This is a genomic window from Blautia glucerasea, assembly GCF_020537505.1.
Lineage (GTDB): Bacteria > Bacillota > Clostridia > Lachnospirales > Lachnospiraceae > Blautia_A.
The window spans coordinates 64,214-80,412 of the sequence record NZ_JAJBMO010000006.1 but is presented as its reverse complement, the minus strand read 5'-3'; the positions used below and the strand labels follow the sequence as shown (position 1 = coordinate 80,412).

The window sequence follows — 16,199 nt, the reverse complement described above, 5'->3', positions numbered from 1 at the left end:
GAGAGGGCGGTAACTCTTTAATAGAAAAAGGTTACCGGGGAGATTGTCCGGTAACCATTTTGCTATAAAGTCTTTGAAACAGGAAAGGAGTACACTATGCAGGATATGGCAGTCAGATTATCAGGATATTTGTCAAAACTTTCCCTGCCCGGTCTGGGAGTTACAGACATACTGGAGATTGCCTTGATTTCCTTTTTTATTTATCAGTTTATGGTGTGGATCAAATTTACCCGCGCTTATACACTGTTAAAGGGAATCCTGGTGGTACTTCTTTTTATTTTATTTGCCTATATTCTGAAGATGAATACCATCCTCTGGATCATTAAGAACCTGTCGACCATACTTCTTACCAGTGTTGTTGTTATCTTCCAGCCCGAGCTTAGGAAAATGCTGGAGCAGCTGGGGCAGAAGAAAATCATGGCCACTATTTTGCCTCTTGATTCAGGCAGGGAGGTACAGGAGAGATTTACAGATAAGACGATAAATGAGCTTGTAAAAGCATGTTTTGACATGGGCGAGGTGAGAACTGGCGCCTTGATCGTGATTGAGCAGAATATTCGTTTAAGTGAGTATGAGCGTACTGGAATCAATGTGGACGCAGTACTTACCAGCCAACTTCTGATCAATATTTTTGAGCACAATACGCCGCTTCATGACGGAGCAGTTCTTGTGCGCGGCAACCGAATTGTGGCAGCCACCTGTTATCTGCCCCTTTCAGACAATATGGAACTGAGCAAGCAGCTTGGAACCCGTCACAGAGCAGGTGTGGGCATTAGTGAGGTAAGTGATTCCCTGACTATCATTGTATCAGAAGAGACTGGTCAGGTTTCTGTAGCCCAGAACGGAATGCTGACCAGAGGTCTTACCAGTGCGGAACTCAGATCTGCACTGATCAAGGCCCAGAACAAGAAGGTTGTCAATAACAGTAAACTGCGTCAACTGTTGAAAGGGAGAATGAAACATGAGGAAGGCAAGGCTGACTAAGAATTTTAGCTTAAAGATCATGTCGGTTTTCATTGGATTTCTGATCTGGTTTATTGTAGTAAATGTAGATAATCCGGTTTCCAGCAAAAGCATTACAATTGCAGGAGATAAGGTGGAACTTCAGAACACAGCTTATGTAGACAGTGCAAACATGATGTGTTTGCAGGATGATGATCCAGATCCGATCCGGGTTACCATTACTGGTGAGAGAAGGCTGATTACTAGGATTACTCAGGCGAATATTACACTGACTGCAGATCTTCAGCAGGCTGGAAGCCTGGATACAGATCCGGTTATGGTTCCGATTACAGCATCCTGTCCGGGAATCAGTCCGGAGAATATCAAGGTGACACCCCAGTATCTCAGTGTACGGCTGGAAGAGAAGGTAACACAGGAATTTCTGGTTAATGTAAATTACGGCTCTAGTCAGCCTGGAAAGGGATATGAAGTTGGTTCCCAGACTGCAAGCCCTGAGAAAGTTAAGATTACAGGACCGAAGTCCCTGGTGAATAAAATTGATAAAGTAAATGCGACAGTTGATGTTGATGGCAAGACAAAGGATTTCTCTGAGGAAGCTGAACTGAATATTATTGATAAGAATCAGGACAGCCTTGCTGGAAGAATGGCTTATCTTACGATAGATAATACTAAGGTCGTAGTTACGACTAAATTCTGGAAGATTCGCACAGGAGTGAATATTGGAGCCAATTATGTGGGTGTGCCTGCAGATGGATATCAGGTAGAGAGTGTTACCACTGTTCCAGATACCATTAGTATTGCAGGAACCGATGAAGCGTTGGAAACTCTGAAACAGAATGATAATACCATCTGGATTGGCGGTACGGACATTGATATTACCGGAGAGACTGCTGATATTGAAAAGAAAGTCAGTCTGAAGGATGTACTTCCGGATGATGTGAAACTGACAAATGGAACAAGTGAGGATGTATGGGTGAAGGTAAGCATTCTTCCTGTTGGAAGTCATTCATATGGCTTGCCGTCCAATCAGATCACAGTAGATAATCTTGACAGTGATCTTCTTGTAACGTTTGGAACAGATAAGATCGAAATCCGTGTGAAAGCAACAGATGGAGATCTGGATGACTTTAACATTGATGAAGTGAAGGCATCTGTTGATCTTGCGGACATTGGGGTGGGAAGTTATCAGATTCCAGTTTCCGTGAAATTGCCTAAGGGTTATGAGCTATTGGATGACGTAGCTGCTGACGTGACCATATCGGAGGTTTCAAATTCAGACTCAAACGGATAAAACAGATAAGGGAGTGAAACTATGGTAAGTGAAAAAGTAAGGGTGCATAATCCTTCCGGACTTCATTTACGCCCGGCTGGAATCCTCTGTAAGGAGGCAATGAAATATAAATCTCTTATAACATTTCAGTACAATGGCGGTTCAGCCAACGCCAAAAGTGTTCTCAGTGTTCTGGGAGCATGTGTGAAATGTGGTGATGAGATCACTATATTTTGTGAAGGCGCTGATGAAGAGGAAGCACTGAGAAATCTGGTAACCGTCATTAACAATGGACTTGGCGAGTAGATTTTATTAAGGGGAGGTATAAAAGTGAAAAAGAGAGTTGCAGCCGCATTTTTAGGTGTTATGTTAAGTGTTTCCATGGGGCTTGAAGTTCCTGCCGCAGCTTTAGATGCAGGCTTTGAATCTGGCTTTACATCTGAGCAGGCAGGGGGAGAGCAGCTGGAAGCAGATGGCATCCAGGAGGTACAGCCATCAGATAATGGAGAAAGCACTGGAGCTGATAGTTCAGATGCACCAGCATCTGATGACCAGCAGCCACAGGAAGATGCAAACAATGGAAATACAGAGGATGCCGTTTTAGAGGAAGATGGATTTTCCGACGGATTTATTTCCGGGGACGTTGTCAGTGAAGGGGGAGATACAGATCCTGCCCAGAATTTTGAAAGTGATGTCCAGAATATTCCAGATGCAAGTCAGACCGCAGTTGTTGATGAAACAGTGCAGGCTGATGCATCTGATGGAATCTTTAACTGGAATGAGTGGGAACAGGTTGCAGGTGGTTTTCGCCTTCGCAAGAAAGCTGTAGTTGTAGCCACTGCCGCAGTTCAGGCATCTGATGTTCAAAATACAGATGCAGCAGAGAACGGGTTTGAAGATACAGAAGCGGATGCAGCGGTACAGTCTGAAGCTGGCTCTGGGGAAAGTGCAGATGCTGTCGGTACAGATAATACAGACGCAGCACCACTTAGCTTTCAGGATCAGTATTATACTGCAGCAGACGGAATTGTAGAGATTACCACAAGAACAGAGACAGGAGCTGTCCATACAGGTTCCTATCTGTTTGATGAAAATGGAATTCTTGTTACAGGAACTAAGAAACTGAATGGAACGGAAAGTACTAACGGAAAAGTTGGTGATTTTTATTTTACTACAGCTTCTAATGCAGAAGTTTATCAGGAATTTGCAGGTAAAGGCGCAGCATTTGTTCCGTGGAAAACTACAATTGGCCAGATGAAGAAAGATTACTGGCTGTGGGATAATGACAGCGGTAATTTCCATTATTATGGAACAGATGGAAAAGCAATGACAATTGCTCAGATTGACCAGGCAGCGAATGCTAATAATACATATACAGGATATTACAAGATTAATGATGAGTATTATTGTCTTGATTCTAATGGCAAGCCCCGTACAGGCGATATTATACTAACAGTAAAGGGAACGACTGCACAGTATTATTTTATGCCTGCTGCAAATGCCCAGGAGATTCCTGGTAAAATGTTCCGTGATGGATGGAAGAGCTTTCAGACCAGTGCTGGTGAGCAGTGGAAATATTATGATTCCGGTGAACTGAACAGTGCAAAAATGGGACAGCTTCTGGTTCACGGAATTATGGCTTCTGATCTGGATGGACGCAAGGATGCACAGAAATCCTACCTGATTGACAGCAAGGGCTATCTGCTCAAGCGTATCATGAAGAAAGCTGCTGATGGCAACTACTATCTTACAGATAAATACGGCAGCATTTATAAGAACCGGATTGTTACATATAAAAAGAAAAAATACTATGTAAATGAGAACGGTGTAAGAGCCAACTGGAAGAAGAGCTGGCACCGCTGCCCGGGAGCTGGAAACAGAATGTATTATTTCGGTTCCAGCGCTGGTGTTATTGTGAAGAAAAAAGGCTGGCAGAAAGTAACTGTAAATGGCAAATTCTATGGCTGGTTCTTATTCAATAAGAAGGGAAATCACTATATAAACCAGATGAAGAGCGGATATTACTTCAAAGAGGATGGAAGACTTGCAAGTGGCATCACTGTGATCAATGGTAAGAGCTATTTCTTTAAACCATCTACTTCCAAGAAAAGAAATGGTAAGATGGTTAAGAACCAGATGTTCGTCTACAAGAAAAAGACCTACTTTGCAGCATCCAATGGTGTACTCCGCAAGAGTGGTTGGCAGAAAATTGATGGTAAATACTATTATTTCAAAAATATGAATGTTGTAAAGAACACATTCATTAAAAAAGGCAAGAAATATGGCTATGTAGATGCAACTGGTAAATTTACCACTGGCTGGGTTGTGGTAAATAATTCCAAGAACCTGGTGAAATATATCAATCCGGATAAGAAGGGATTTGTAACCAACACTTCCAGGAAAATTGGCGGCAAGTTATATTACTTTGACAAGAACGGATACAGAATCAACGATCTGACCAATATTTACAAAGGACCATATACGGTAGCGGTTGACCGTGTAAATGGTGTAATGACAATTTACGCAGATTCTGCCCGCACCATCCCGGTTAAATCCATTCGGGTTTCCGTTGGAAATCCTGGAACACCAACACCTACTGGAAAATATACCCTGACAAGCTACAGCAGATGGCAGCCGCTTATGGGACCATCCTGGGGACAGTACGGTACCCACGTAAATGGCGCTGGACAGGGAGGCATCTTTGTGCATTCTATTGCATGCGGATCTGCGAATAGTTATAATCTTCCAGTAAGTGCCTATTATAGACTTGGAAGTCCTGCATCCCATGGATGTATCCGTACCTGCGTAGCAGATGCGAAGTGGGTATACTATAACTGCAATGGTTCCACTATTTACATCTTCGATGGTAAGTATAAATCAGACGAAGTCTTCAAGGGACCGCTTGGACGCCGCGCAATTGTACCGCTTAAGGGAACCAAGAACGGCGGATATTATGATCCTACCGACCCGGCAGCATAAAGCTGGAGCCGTTTTGCACAGACTCATCTAAAGTTTGGTATGATATCAGACATAAAAATATAAAAAAGGTGCTGAAAAATTATCAGTTTTGATGATTTTTCGGCACCTTTTCTATGTTTTGGAGAATAACGTTGAAATTTGAAAAGGGAAACTGTATAATAACAAAGTAACACATTTTTAACATCTTGCGTTATTGGGCAGATTATGAACAGGAACCAGTAACCTATGTTTTGTTAAATGAGGGAAAGCCTGGAATTACAGAAGGGCGAGCGGGAGGAAAAATGAATAAATGGAAAAAGTGGCTGTCAGTCAGCCTTCTGACGGCTATGCTTGGAACTGCTTGTGTTGTAGGGGCAGCAGTAGAAGTCAGTGCAAATGCAGGAAACAGACCTTCTTCAGGAGTTGGGAATCTTTCACCAAATGAGCAGGTACCCAGTGTGGGTTCTTCCTCTGCGAAGAAAGTAAGTCCTAATGCATGGAAGAAAATAGACGGCGTCTGCTATAATGGAAGTGGGAAAGTAATAGAGAATGCCATTACAAGAGGAATTGATGTTTCTGAATGGCAGAACAAGATTAACTGGGCAGAAGCTAAGAACGATCTGGATTTTGCTTTTATACGTATTTCCTATGGAACCAAACATCTGGATAATTATTTCGATTATAATATGACACAGGCAGAAGCAGCAGGGGTTCCAGTTGGAACTTATGTATATAGCCTTGCCAAGACTAATAAAGAAGCACTGGCAGAAGCACAGCTTGCCATCAGACAGATGCAGGGACATAAGGTATCCTATCCGGTTGCTTTTGATCTGGAGGATGAAAAAACACTGGGAACCTTGACGAAGAAGGAAGTTTCCCAGATCGCACTTACCTTCTGTGATGAGATCCGTAAAGCAGGATATACTCCTATGCTTTATATGAACCTGAACTGGTATAACAATTTTGTGGACTGGAGTGTTTTGGAAGGCTCCGGGCTTGATGTATGGATCGCAAGCTACGGTGACACTATACTGGCTCCAAGCACAAGCAGTTATAAATATACGATCTGGCAGAGCACTGCCGGTGATGAAGTTCCCGGAATGATCGCTACGAAGAATCTGATCAGTGGCGTTGCCAAAGAGAACAATGTTGATGTGAACTTTGGATTTGTAGATTATACCACCAGAATTGTCCCTAGATGGACCTCACAGGAAGGATATGTACCAGCTGCAGAGCCTTTGTATGCAGATCCGAAAGTATATGTGAACGGCTGGAAAACTGTCAGCGGAAAGAAATATTACTATGAGAATGATGTAAAGGCCACTGGCTGGAGAGAAATCGGCGGTAAGTATTATTACTTCAGTGTCAAGGATGGGCATTTATGTAAGAATACAGTAATCAAAACAGATGGCACTGCTTATTACGTAAACAAGAACGGTGTACGTATCAAAAATAAAGTGGTAACCAAGAGCGGAAAGACCTATTATTTCGGCTCCGACGGCAAAGCTTTAACAGGTGTTCATAAGCTGAATAAGAAATATTACTACTTCAGTCCAGATACATTCTACATGCTGAAAAATTATAAGTATGTGACACCAGCTGGCACGATCTATTATTTTGATAGTAAGGGTGTCCGGGTGAAAAGTAAATTTGTGACAATAAGTAAAAATGGAAAGAAAAATACCTATTACTTCGGTTCTAACGGAAAGGCCTATAAAGGCTGGCACAAAATAAAAGGTAAAAAATACTATTTCTACAGGGGCACCAGCGCCAAGGCCGGTATTCGTGCACAGAGCGTCCGCCTCACAAGTAGCGGCGGTGTTGTGTCTGTATTTAATAAATACGGCGTATGCAAGAAACAGTACAAGGTTAGTTAACTATTTGCTGAAAGCAGATTATGGTTACCTCCACCTTTTCGGTAATCAGACTGTGGGAAGCAGTAAATTTATAGCTATTCTATGAATATATGATAAGGAGAAACAAAAATGGGAAAAATTAAAGTAACAAACTGTGACGATATCGAAGGATTAAAAGTAATTGAACCAACTGTATTTGGAGATTCCAGAGGTTATTTCATGGAGACTTACAATTACAATGATTTCAAGGAAGCCGGAATTGATGTAGAATTCGTACAGGACAACCAGTCAAGCTCCCGCTATGGAGTTCTCCGCGGCCTTCATTTCCAGCTGAACTATCCGCAGGATAAGCTGGTCCGTGTGGTGAACGGAGAAGTATTTGACGTAGCAGTTGACTTAAGAGAAGGCTCCAAAACCTATGGAAAATGGTATGGTGTTGTTCTTTCAGCAGAGAATAAAAAGCAGTTCTTTATTCCAAAAGGATTTGCTCACGGTTTCCTGGTTCTCTCTGAGAATGCAGAATTTACCTACAAATGCTCCGATTTCTATCATCCAAACGATGAAGGCGGCCTGATCTGGAACGATCCGGATATCAATGTTCAGTGGCCAATTCCGGAAGGCATGGAGCTGATCTTCTCTGACAAGGATCAGAAATGGGGAAGCTTCAAGGAATTAAACAGATAGGAGACTGCAGATGCTTAAGTCTATTTTATCTCTGCCGGCGGATTTGTACAAAAACCGCCGGCTGGTTATGAAGCTGGCCAAAAACGATTTCAAAACCAGGTATGCAGGCTCCTATTTTGGAACCTTCTGGGCGTTTGTTCAGCCAGTGGTAACAATTCTGGTATATTGGTTTGTATTTTCAGTGGGGTTCCGGTCCAATACAGATGAGCTGGGAGTCCCTTTTGTGCTTTATCTGGTAGCTGGGATCGTGCCCTGGTTTTTCTTTTCAGATGCCCTTTCAGGAGGCTCTAATTCCCTTCTGGAATACGATTATCTGGTAAAAAAAGTGGTATTCAATATCAGCGTTCTTCCAGTGGTAAAGATCATTTCCGCTGCATTTGTTCATGGATTTTTTATCCTTCTGGCAATTGTGCTCTATATGTGTAACGGAAGATTTCCAGACTGGTATTATCTTCAGATCATCTATTACAGTATCTGTGTATTTGTCCTGGTCCTGGGCCTGTGCTATGCGACAAGTGCGGTTGTCGTACTTTTCCGTGATCTTAAGCAGGTGATTAATATCGGTCTGCAGGTAGGCGTATGGCTGACTCCGATTATGTGGGTAGCAGAGAGTATGATCGGGACAAACAGCATTATCTATAAAATTCTTCAGCTGAATCCCATGTTTTATGTAGTTTCCGGATACAGAGATGCTTTCATTATGAAACGCTGGTTTTTCGAAAGACCATTGTGGACCTTATATTTCTGGATATTTGCAATCTGCTGCTTCCTGCTTGGAAACTGGGTGTTTAAACGCCTTCGTGTCCATTTTGCAGATGTTCTGTAACAGGGATTTCTTGGTTCATTATGGAGAACGAGAATAAAGAACTTAGTAATGCATGATGCAACAGACTGTCGGCTGTGAAGAGAACGACAGTCACAATAGAAAGGAAACAACGTGGAAACAAAAAATGCCATTGAAATAAGAAATCTGTCTAAGATGTATAAGCTCTACAATAAGCCCCTGGACCGTCTGGTGGATTCCCTGGGACTTACCAGAAAGAAGCTTTATAAAGAGCATTATGCGTTAAGAGACATTAATTTTGATATCGGTGTTGGGGAATGCGTTGGTATTATCGGCACCAATGGATCTGGGAAATCTACGATCCTGAAGATCATTACAGGCGTACTTTCTCCTACCGGGGGAAGCATTACCGTAAACGGAAGGATTTCCGCGCTTCTGGAGCTGGGAGCCGGTTTTAACCCCGAGTATTCCGGTTTGGAGAATATTTATCTGAACGGTACCATGATGGGCTTCACGGAAGCAGAGATTGATGCAAGACTGGACGATATCCTCAGCTTTGCTGATATTGGTGAGTTCGTCCACCAGCCGGTGAAGACCTATTCAAGCGGTATGTTTGTGCGCCTTGCCTTTGCTGTGGCTATCAATATCGATCCGGAGATCCTGGTGGTAGATGAGGCACTTTCAGTAGGAGATGTATTTTTCCAGTCCAAATGCTATCACAAATTCGAAGAGTTTAAGAGACAGGGGAAAACCATTCTGTTTGTAAGCCATGATCTGGGAAGCATTTCCAAATACTGTGACCGCGTCATTCTTCTGAATCAGGGAGAGATGCTGGATCAGGGAACTCCTAAGGCGATGGTGGATATGTACAAGCAGCTGCTGGTCCGCCAGAATCCGGTGAAACAGGCACAGATGAACAGTGCCATAAGAGAAAGCCAGAAAAAGGGCTTCCAGATGAACCCCAATACACTGGAATACGGGGAAAAACAGGCGGAGATCGTAGATTTTGTGGTGATCGACTCCAAGGGCTTACAGAGTAATACCATTGAAAAAGGCACCACCTTTAAGATTAAAATGCGCATCCATTTTAATGAAAGCATTTTGCAGCCGATCATGGCCTTTACCTTCAAGAATATCCAGGGAACCGAGATCACAGGAACCAATACCATGTATGAAGGGGTGAATGTGGAGAACACAGAGCCTGGAAGCGAGTGCGTGGTTACCTTTGAGCAGAAAATGGACCTTCAAGGCGGCGAATACCTCCTTTCCTTTGGCTGTACCGGCTATCAGAACGGAGAGTTTACCGTGTTTCACCGCTTATACGATGCATGTAATATAACTGTAGTTTCCATAAAGAACACCGTTGGATTCTACGATATGAATTCCAAAGTGCAGATAGAGGAAAAATAAGATATGCAGGAAAAAATCGGAAACGTAACATTAGATTATGAATTTTACCCAGGCAGGGATCTGTACAGCGATGGACCAGTGGAGGAAGAGCTTCTGGAGATTGCGAAGAATTACAGGGAGGAAGATCTGAACCAGGTGATCGCCAGGAGAAACAGCTGGCCGGTTCTCTACCATTTTTCCCATATCCGCCAGAATATTGTGGAGTGGCTGCCCATTACAAAGAAAGATAAAGTCCTGGAAATCGGTTCCGGTTGTGGCCCGATCACAGGAGTCCTTGCGAAAAAAGCGGGAAGTGTAACCTGCAATGACCTTTCCAAAATGCGCAGCACCATCAATGCTTACAGAAACCGGGACTGCGGCAATGTGAAGATCATGGTGGGAAATTTTCAGGATGTGGAGAGTAGTCTGACGGAGGTATATGATTACATTACCCTGATCGGTGTTTTTGAATATTCACAGGGATATATTGGAACGGAGCAGCCCTATGTAGAGATGATCCGCCGTATTGCCCGTCACCTGGCGCCGGGAGGCAGGCTGGTAATCGCCATTGAGAACCGCCTGGGATTGAAATACTGGGCTGGCTGCACAGAAGATCATGTGGGGAAATATTTTGAAGGCCTGGAAAATTACCCGGAAACAAAAGGGGTAAGAACTTTTTCCAGAAAAGAGCTGTCTGATATTATTGCCCAGGCAGGGGATTTTAAGACCACCTTCTATTATCCATATCCCGATTACAAATTTCCGTTGACTATCTATTCGGATAAACGACTGCCGAAAAAAGGGGAACTGAAGGACGAGTTCTGTAACTTTGACAGAGCCAGACTCCATCTGTTTGACGAGGGGAAGGTTTATGATTCCCTGACAGATGCGGATCTTTTCCAGGAATTTTCCAACTCATTTCTGGTGCTTGTGGAAAGGAAGGACAGCTGATGAGAGAGATTATTTTCAGCAAATACTCCAATGAAAGAGACCGCCGCTTTTCCATCCGCACCGATATTCTGGAGGAAGATGGAGAAAGATGGCTTGAGAAAACCCCTTTATATCCGGAAGGAAAGGGACATATAGAGAACATGCTCCAGTGGAATCAGAAACTGGACGCGCTGTATCAAGCAGTTCCTTTTGTAAGCAACAAATGCGAAGCAGGAGAGGGTTGTGTGAAACTGGAATATCTGGAGGAAGAGAACCTGGCAGAGTATCTGGATGACCTTCTGGAGAAAGGCAGGGAGAAAGAGGCGGCGCAGAAGCTGACGGAATATCTGGAAAATGTTCAGAAAATCCACAGTCAGAGGCCTTTTTCCATGACCGAAGAATTTCAGAGGGTATTCGGAAAAGTAACCCTGCCGGAGAATCTGACCTGTGCAGAGATAACGAATATTGACATGATCTGTGACAATGTGCTGCTTACCAGTCCCTATACCATTCTGGATTACGAGTGGACCTTTGATTTTCCAGTTCCCTGTGAGTTTGTTCTTTACCGGATTATCCATTATTACATCCAGACGCACAGCGTGAGAAGAGCGCTGGATGAGGAAGCATTGTATGGGAAATTTGGCATCACAGAGGAAGCAAGAGAGAGCTTTTTCCAGATGGAAAAGAGCTTTCAGGCCTATATTACAGGCCGCCATGTCCCTATGAGAGAAATGTATGCAGATATGACGCCAGGAGTTCAGTACGTGTCCAAAACAAATGCCGGGGCCCTGCAGGTATTTTTCGGAGAAAAGAGAGGCTGCTATCAGGAGAAAAATTCCATAAAGCGTTATATGATCGCAGGAAATGCCAGATGTACCCTGGAGCTGCCCAGAAAATGTCGGTTTATCCGGTTAGATCCGGGAGATGTTCCCTGTTCGGTACGCCTTGATGAGATTTCTTTTGACGGGAAATCTGCTTCTTTAAAAGGCGCGGAGACACCAGATGGGGCAATTTTCGGATACTGGGCATTTCTGGCAAGACTGGATCCCTGCATTGCAGACATTCCAGTACCAGCTGGTGCGAAAACCCTCACGGTGAGACTGGAAATCTGCGAGGAGAACGTTGATATGCTGAATCACGTCCGCGTTCTTGAGCACAAGAACCACAGCTTACTGCAAAAAGTGGGAAATCGTGCGAAAAAAGCAGCACGCCGCATCAAAAAGCTTTCAGGCGGCGGGAAAAAGAAAGGAAATTAGAATGAGTCAGAAGGTAATGCTGGTAGAAAAAGAGCGGTTTCTTTTAAATGATGACAGCAAATACATGATTACCGGAAAGGTTTTTAAGGAAGCTGAAATAGAATGCTATTTAGATGGCATCCGTCTGGATACCGAAATCAATACAGACCCAGTGATGTCTGTGGTTATGAGGGCTGTGGAAGTGCAGAATCCAGGTGGAAAATGGGTGGAAGTGCTGGTTTCTCTTCCGGAAAATCTGGAAAGCTATAAGAAACTGGAAGCATATGCCCTATCTGGCGGAAAGAAAACTCTGTGGTATAAGATAGGGACGGCAGAGCTTCTGAAAAAAAGAGGAAAGCCCCAGTATTTTGTAGACAGGGAAACTATCCTGGAAGATCAGAATATGATTGTCGTTACTGGATGGGCTGCAGGCAAAACACATCTGCAGCTGAAAATGTATGATGAGAATAAGGCTCCTCTGAAAACGACAGTGAAGTGGACCACAAGAATGGATGTGGCAGAAATGTTCCGCGAATGTGAGGTTGGAAAGGACTGTGGATTTCAACTTCGTGCCGAGAATATTTCCGGAAAGAAGCTGTATCTTGTGATACAGGATGAGGAAAAGAATAAAGCGGTCTATCCTATTGGATTATCGAAAGCGGAGCGTTTTAAGGCGAAAGCGAATATTTACAGCAAAAAAGCAGTATCTGTTTTTCGCGCCAACGGTATTTCCTCTGTACTGCAGAAATCCGTAAACAAGATCAAAAAAATGCGTCAGGGTGACGGGCTTTACCATACCTGGCTGAAGGAGAATCCCCTTACGAAGCAGGAACTGAAAAGGCAGAGAGAAACGGTTTTTAAAGAAAATATCAAGTTCAGCCTTGTAGTGCCTCTTTATAAAACGGAGAAGCATCTTCTGAAGGCCCTTATAGATTCTGTCCAGGCGCAGACCTACAGCAACTGGGAGCTTTGTCTTTCTGACGGAAGCGGAGCAGATTCCCCGATCCGGAAGACGCTGGAGGAGTACCAGAGAAAAGATCCCAGGATTAAAGTGGTTTTCAATGACAGACAGCTGCAGATTTCCGAGAATACCAATGCAGCCATTGGAATCGCTACCGGAAATTACATTGCCTTTGCAGATCATGATGATACCCTGTCGGAAGAGGCATTTTATCAGATGGCAATGGAGATTTCTTCTCATCCGGAAGCAGATCTTCTTTATTCTGATGAGGACATTATTGATATAAAGGGACGCCGTCTGTATCCCCATTTTAAGTCCGATTATAATCCGGACCTGCTTTGCTGCGTGAATTACATTTGCCATCTGGTTGTTGTAAAGAGGGAGCTTCTTGACCGGGCTGGACTTTTACGTCCTGAATACAATGGTTCCCAGGACTATGATTTCCTTCTTCGCTGCACAGAGCACACAGAGAGCGAAAATATCCGCCATATTCCGAAAATCCTCTATCACTGGAGAAGTCACGAGGGCTCCACAGCTGGAAATCCGGATGACAAGCCTTATGCAGTGATTGCAGGAGAGAAGGCACTGGCTGGACATTATGAACGTCTTGGAATCAAGGCTTCGGTAGAATATACTGGCTGCCCGGTTGTTTTCCGAACCCATTTTGAGATTCAGGGCAATCCGAAAGTCTCCATTCTGATCCCAAATAAAGATCATACAGAGGATCTGGACAAATGTATCACTTCCATTATGGATAAGAGTACCTGGAAAAACATCCAGATCGTTGTGATCGAAAATAACAGTGAGAAAGCAGAAACCTTCCAGTATTACGAAGACCTGGAAAAGCGTTACTCTCAGGTAAAAGTGGTAAAATGGGATGGCCCGTTTAACTATTCCGCAATCAATAATTACGGTGCCAAGTATGCAGAGGGAGATTATTTTCTTCTGCTAAACAATGACACAGAGGTGATCACCCCAGAGTGGCTTGAGAGCATGGTTGGTTATTGCCAGAGAGAAGATGTAGGTATCGTGGGTGCAAAGCTCCTTTACCCGGACAATACGGTTCAGCACGCTGGTGTGGTAGTTGGAATCGCCGGATTTGCAGGACACATCCTCACCGGTTATGACCGCAATGCAGTTGGCTATCTGTGGCGATTGATCACCACCCAGGACGAAAGCGCCGTTACCGGTGCCTGCCTGATGGTGAAGCGGAGCGTATTCGAAGCACTTCACGGCCTGGATGAAAGCTTCGCCGTAGCCTTAAACGACATTGACTTCTGTCTACGTGCCCGTGCCCTTGGAAAGAAGGTCATCTTCACCCCGGATGCCTGCCTCTACCACTACGAATCCAAGTCCCGCGGCTTCGAGAACACCCCGGAGAAAAAAGCCCGCTTCGACAAAGAAGTAGCCCATTTCCGGGATCGCCACAGAAAATTCCTAAAGGCAGGAGATCCTTATTATAATCCGAATCTGAGCATTGTAAGAGGGGATTGTGCGTTTAGAATGGCTTCAGAGAAGAAAGACGAAGTGATATAATTGCTATTTTGTGGGTTGGTCGTTACCCCATACGCGATTTCACAATGTATATTCACCGCCGTGCGGAGCAACGTTCCGGCAAGTGAGTAATCCCCATTGCCCGAATGCGTCCCTCCCCGCCGAACTTTCAACCCACAAAATAGCAATACAAAACCCCAGCCTGGGTTCGTGCAAGGAAACGAACTCCCGGCTGGGGTTATTTTTATGCCTTGATCACTTTTACTATTCTCCAGATCAGAAGAATCAGCAGAAGCAGGAACACCCCTGCAATAACGAAGTAAGGAACTTCTGTGTGATTCTCAGAATAATCCTTAGCTGCCTGCATATTCTGTTCACCTGTCTGTACGGAAGCGGTATCTTCAGACTGTGCCACCTCAAGGACTGCGGAACCAACAGCCGTACCATTAAAGAGATAAGTGCGGTCGATCTCGTCCCCATTCTGGGTATCCTCCGTGGCAAGGCTGTCAGCAGTGGTGCCAGATGGAACCACTACATCACCGCCCGAAATAATGCTAAAATCGCTGTCCCCAAGGGAAAGTGTAGTAAACTGATCAAACCCATAATTTAAAATAGAAGCTGCATCAGGAGCAGTCTGTCCGGATGCTCCCTTCAGAACAACACTGATCAGCGTCATTCCGCCTCGCTGCGCCGCACACACCAAGGTGCTTCCGGAAGCCTCTGTATATCCTTCTTTACCACCGATACATCCCTCATAGAAACCAGTGCTTCCCGTATCTGTCATGGTAAACTTGCTGGTTAGGTTACGCGCCGCCGCCATATTGGTAGCCGGAATGGTATAGCTGGTAGCTGTAGCAATGGTCCGGAAGGATTCGTTCTGGATAGCCGCCTGCATGATCAGCGCCATGTCATGAGCCGTAGTATGCTGATTGTCATCTGGAAGACCGGTTGGATTGGTGAAAACCGTATTGGTACATCCAAGCTCCTGCGCCCGGGCATTCATCTGCTGGACAAATCCATCTACAGAACCGCCTACATGCTCTGCAATCTGCAAGGCAATGTCATTGGCCGAAGCAACCATGATGGCGTACAGACACTGCTCCACAGTGAAAACCTCGTCCACCTGGGAGGAAATGCTGGCACCGCCGTCTGTAACACCGGAAACTCCTGTGGTAGTCATGGTAACCTGATCTGTAAGCTGTGTATTCTCAAGAGCCAGAAGACAGGTCATGATCTTGACTGTACTTCCAGGGAAAAGCACCTCGTCAGCATTCTTGGAATAAAGAATGGTGTTGGTAGAATTTTCCATGACTACAGCCGCTTCTGAAGAAATGTCGGAAGCCTGGGGCCATCCGGAAATGGAATTGGTAGATATGGTGCTAACCGTTCCGGCTGCTGCCTGGTCTGCTTCTTCCGCAGATACGGGAACCTGAAAGAGAAGGGAGGCAGAAAGCCCGAGCGCCAGAAACGCTGAAGTTATCTTTCGCTTTTTCATATTATAGTGAACTCCTGTATTAAAAATAAAGGTATCCGCAACAAATGGTTATAGGGATACAGATTTATTAAAATTATATCATATATTATATTTTTCCTGTAAAAACAAAAAATATGAGCTGCAGCACATTTTATGTCCGGCAACCAATATGATACAACTATAATCATATCCTAAAAACAC

12 protein-coding genes are annotated in these 16,199 nt (G+C 44.3%); 11 read left to right on the top strand and 1 reads right to left on the bottom strand.

Features of this window, described 5'->3' with window-relative positions:
- The first annotated feature begins 105 nt into the window (after positions 1-105).
- The 11 genes from cdaA (at position 106) to LIQ05_RS06980 (ending at position 14,566) form a co-directional block, all read left to right on the top strand.
- Entirely contained in the window at positions 106-984 is an 879-nt protein-coding gene (gene cdaA, locus LIQ05_RS07030) for a diadenylate cyclase CdaA (protein ID WP_416385982.1), read from the top strand.
- Positions 962-2,254 (top strand): YbbR-like domain-containing protein, encoded by a 1,293-nt coding sequence (locus LIQ05_RS07025; protein WP_226819642.1) that lies wholly within the window; start codon positions 962-964, stop codon positions 2,252-2,254. The genes cdaA and LIQ05_RS07025 overlap by 23 nt, the downstream gene beginning before the upstream one ends.
- A gap of 21 nt (positions 2,255-2,275) precedes the next feature.
- Positions 2,276-2,539, top strand: a complete 264-nt coding sequence (locus LIQ05_RS07020) for an HPr family phosphocarrier protein (RefSeq protein ID WP_226819641.1) — start codon at positions 2,276-2,278, stop codon at positions 2,537-2,539.
- Positions 2,540-2,563: 24 nt separating this feature from the next.
- On the top strand, positions 2,564-5,212 hold the full coding sequence (locus LIQ05_RS07015; RefSeq protein ID WP_226819640.1) for a L,D-transpeptidase family protein: 2,649 nt from the start codon (positions 2,564-2,566) through the stop codon (positions 5,210-5,212).
- Between the two features lie 281 nt (positions 5,213-5,493).
- Complete coding sequence (locus LIQ05_RS07010) at positions 5,494-7,068, top strand: GH25 family lysozyme (RefSeq protein WP_226819639.1); 1,575 nt, start codon at positions 5,494-5,496, stop codon at positions 7,066-7,068.
- Positions 7,069-7,176: 108 nt separating this feature from the next.
- Complete coding sequence (gene rfbC / locus LIQ05_RS07005; RefSeq protein ID WP_226819638.1) at positions 7,177-7,731, top strand: dTDP-4-dehydrorhamnose 3,5-epimerase; 555 nt, start codon at positions 7,177-7,179, stop codon at positions 7,729-7,731.
- A 10-nt stretch (positions 7,732-7,741) separates the two neighbouring features.
- Positions 7,742-8,557: an ABC transporter permease gene (locus LIQ05_RS07000; RefSeq protein WP_226819637.1), complete on the top strand. Its 816-nt coding sequence runs from the start codon at positions 7,742-7,744 to the stop codon at positions 8,555-8,557.
- 111 nt (positions 8,558-8,668) lie between these two features.
- On the top strand, positions 8,669-9,925 hold the full coding sequence (locus LIQ05_RS06995) for an ABC transporter ATP-binding protein (RefSeq protein ID WP_226819636.1): 1,257 nt from the start codon (positions 8,669-8,671) through the stop codon (positions 9,923-9,925).
- A 3-nt stretch (positions 9,926-9,928) separates the two neighbouring features.
- The gene (locus LIQ05_RS06990; protein ID WP_226819635.1) at positions 9,929-10,855 is read left to right on the top strand and encodes an SAM-dependent methyltransferase; all 927 of its coding nucleotides are present in this window, start codon (positions 9,929-9,931) and stop codon (positions 10,853-10,855) included.
- Complete coding sequence (locus LIQ05_RS06985) at positions 10,855-12,090, top strand: hypothetical protein (protein ID WP_226819634.1); 1,236 nt, start codon at positions 10,855-10,857, stop codon at positions 12,088-12,090. The genes LIQ05_RS06990 and LIQ05_RS06985 overlap by 1 nt, the downstream gene beginning before the upstream one ends.
- A 1-nt stretch (position 12,091) precedes the next feature.
- Positions 12,092-14,566 carry a glycosyltransferase family 2 protein gene (locus LIQ05_RS06980; RefSeq protein WP_226819633.1) on the top strand — a complete coding sequence of 825 codons (2,475 nt, stop codon included), beginning with the start codon at positions 12,092-12,094 and terminating at the stop codon, positions 14,564-14,566.
- A gap of 202 nt (positions 14,567-14,768) precedes the next feature.
- Here the strand turns inward: LIQ05_RS06980 and LIQ05_RS06975 are convergent, their stop codons facing one another.
- The gene (locus tag LIQ05_RS06975) at positions 14,769-16,019 is read right to left on the bottom strand and encodes a D-alanyl-D-alanine carboxypeptidase family protein (RefSeq protein WP_226819632.1); all 1,251 of its coding nucleotides are present in this window, start codon (positions 16,017-16,019) and stop codon (positions 14,769-14,771) included.
- Between the last annotated feature and the right edge of the window lie 180 nt (positions 16,020-16,199).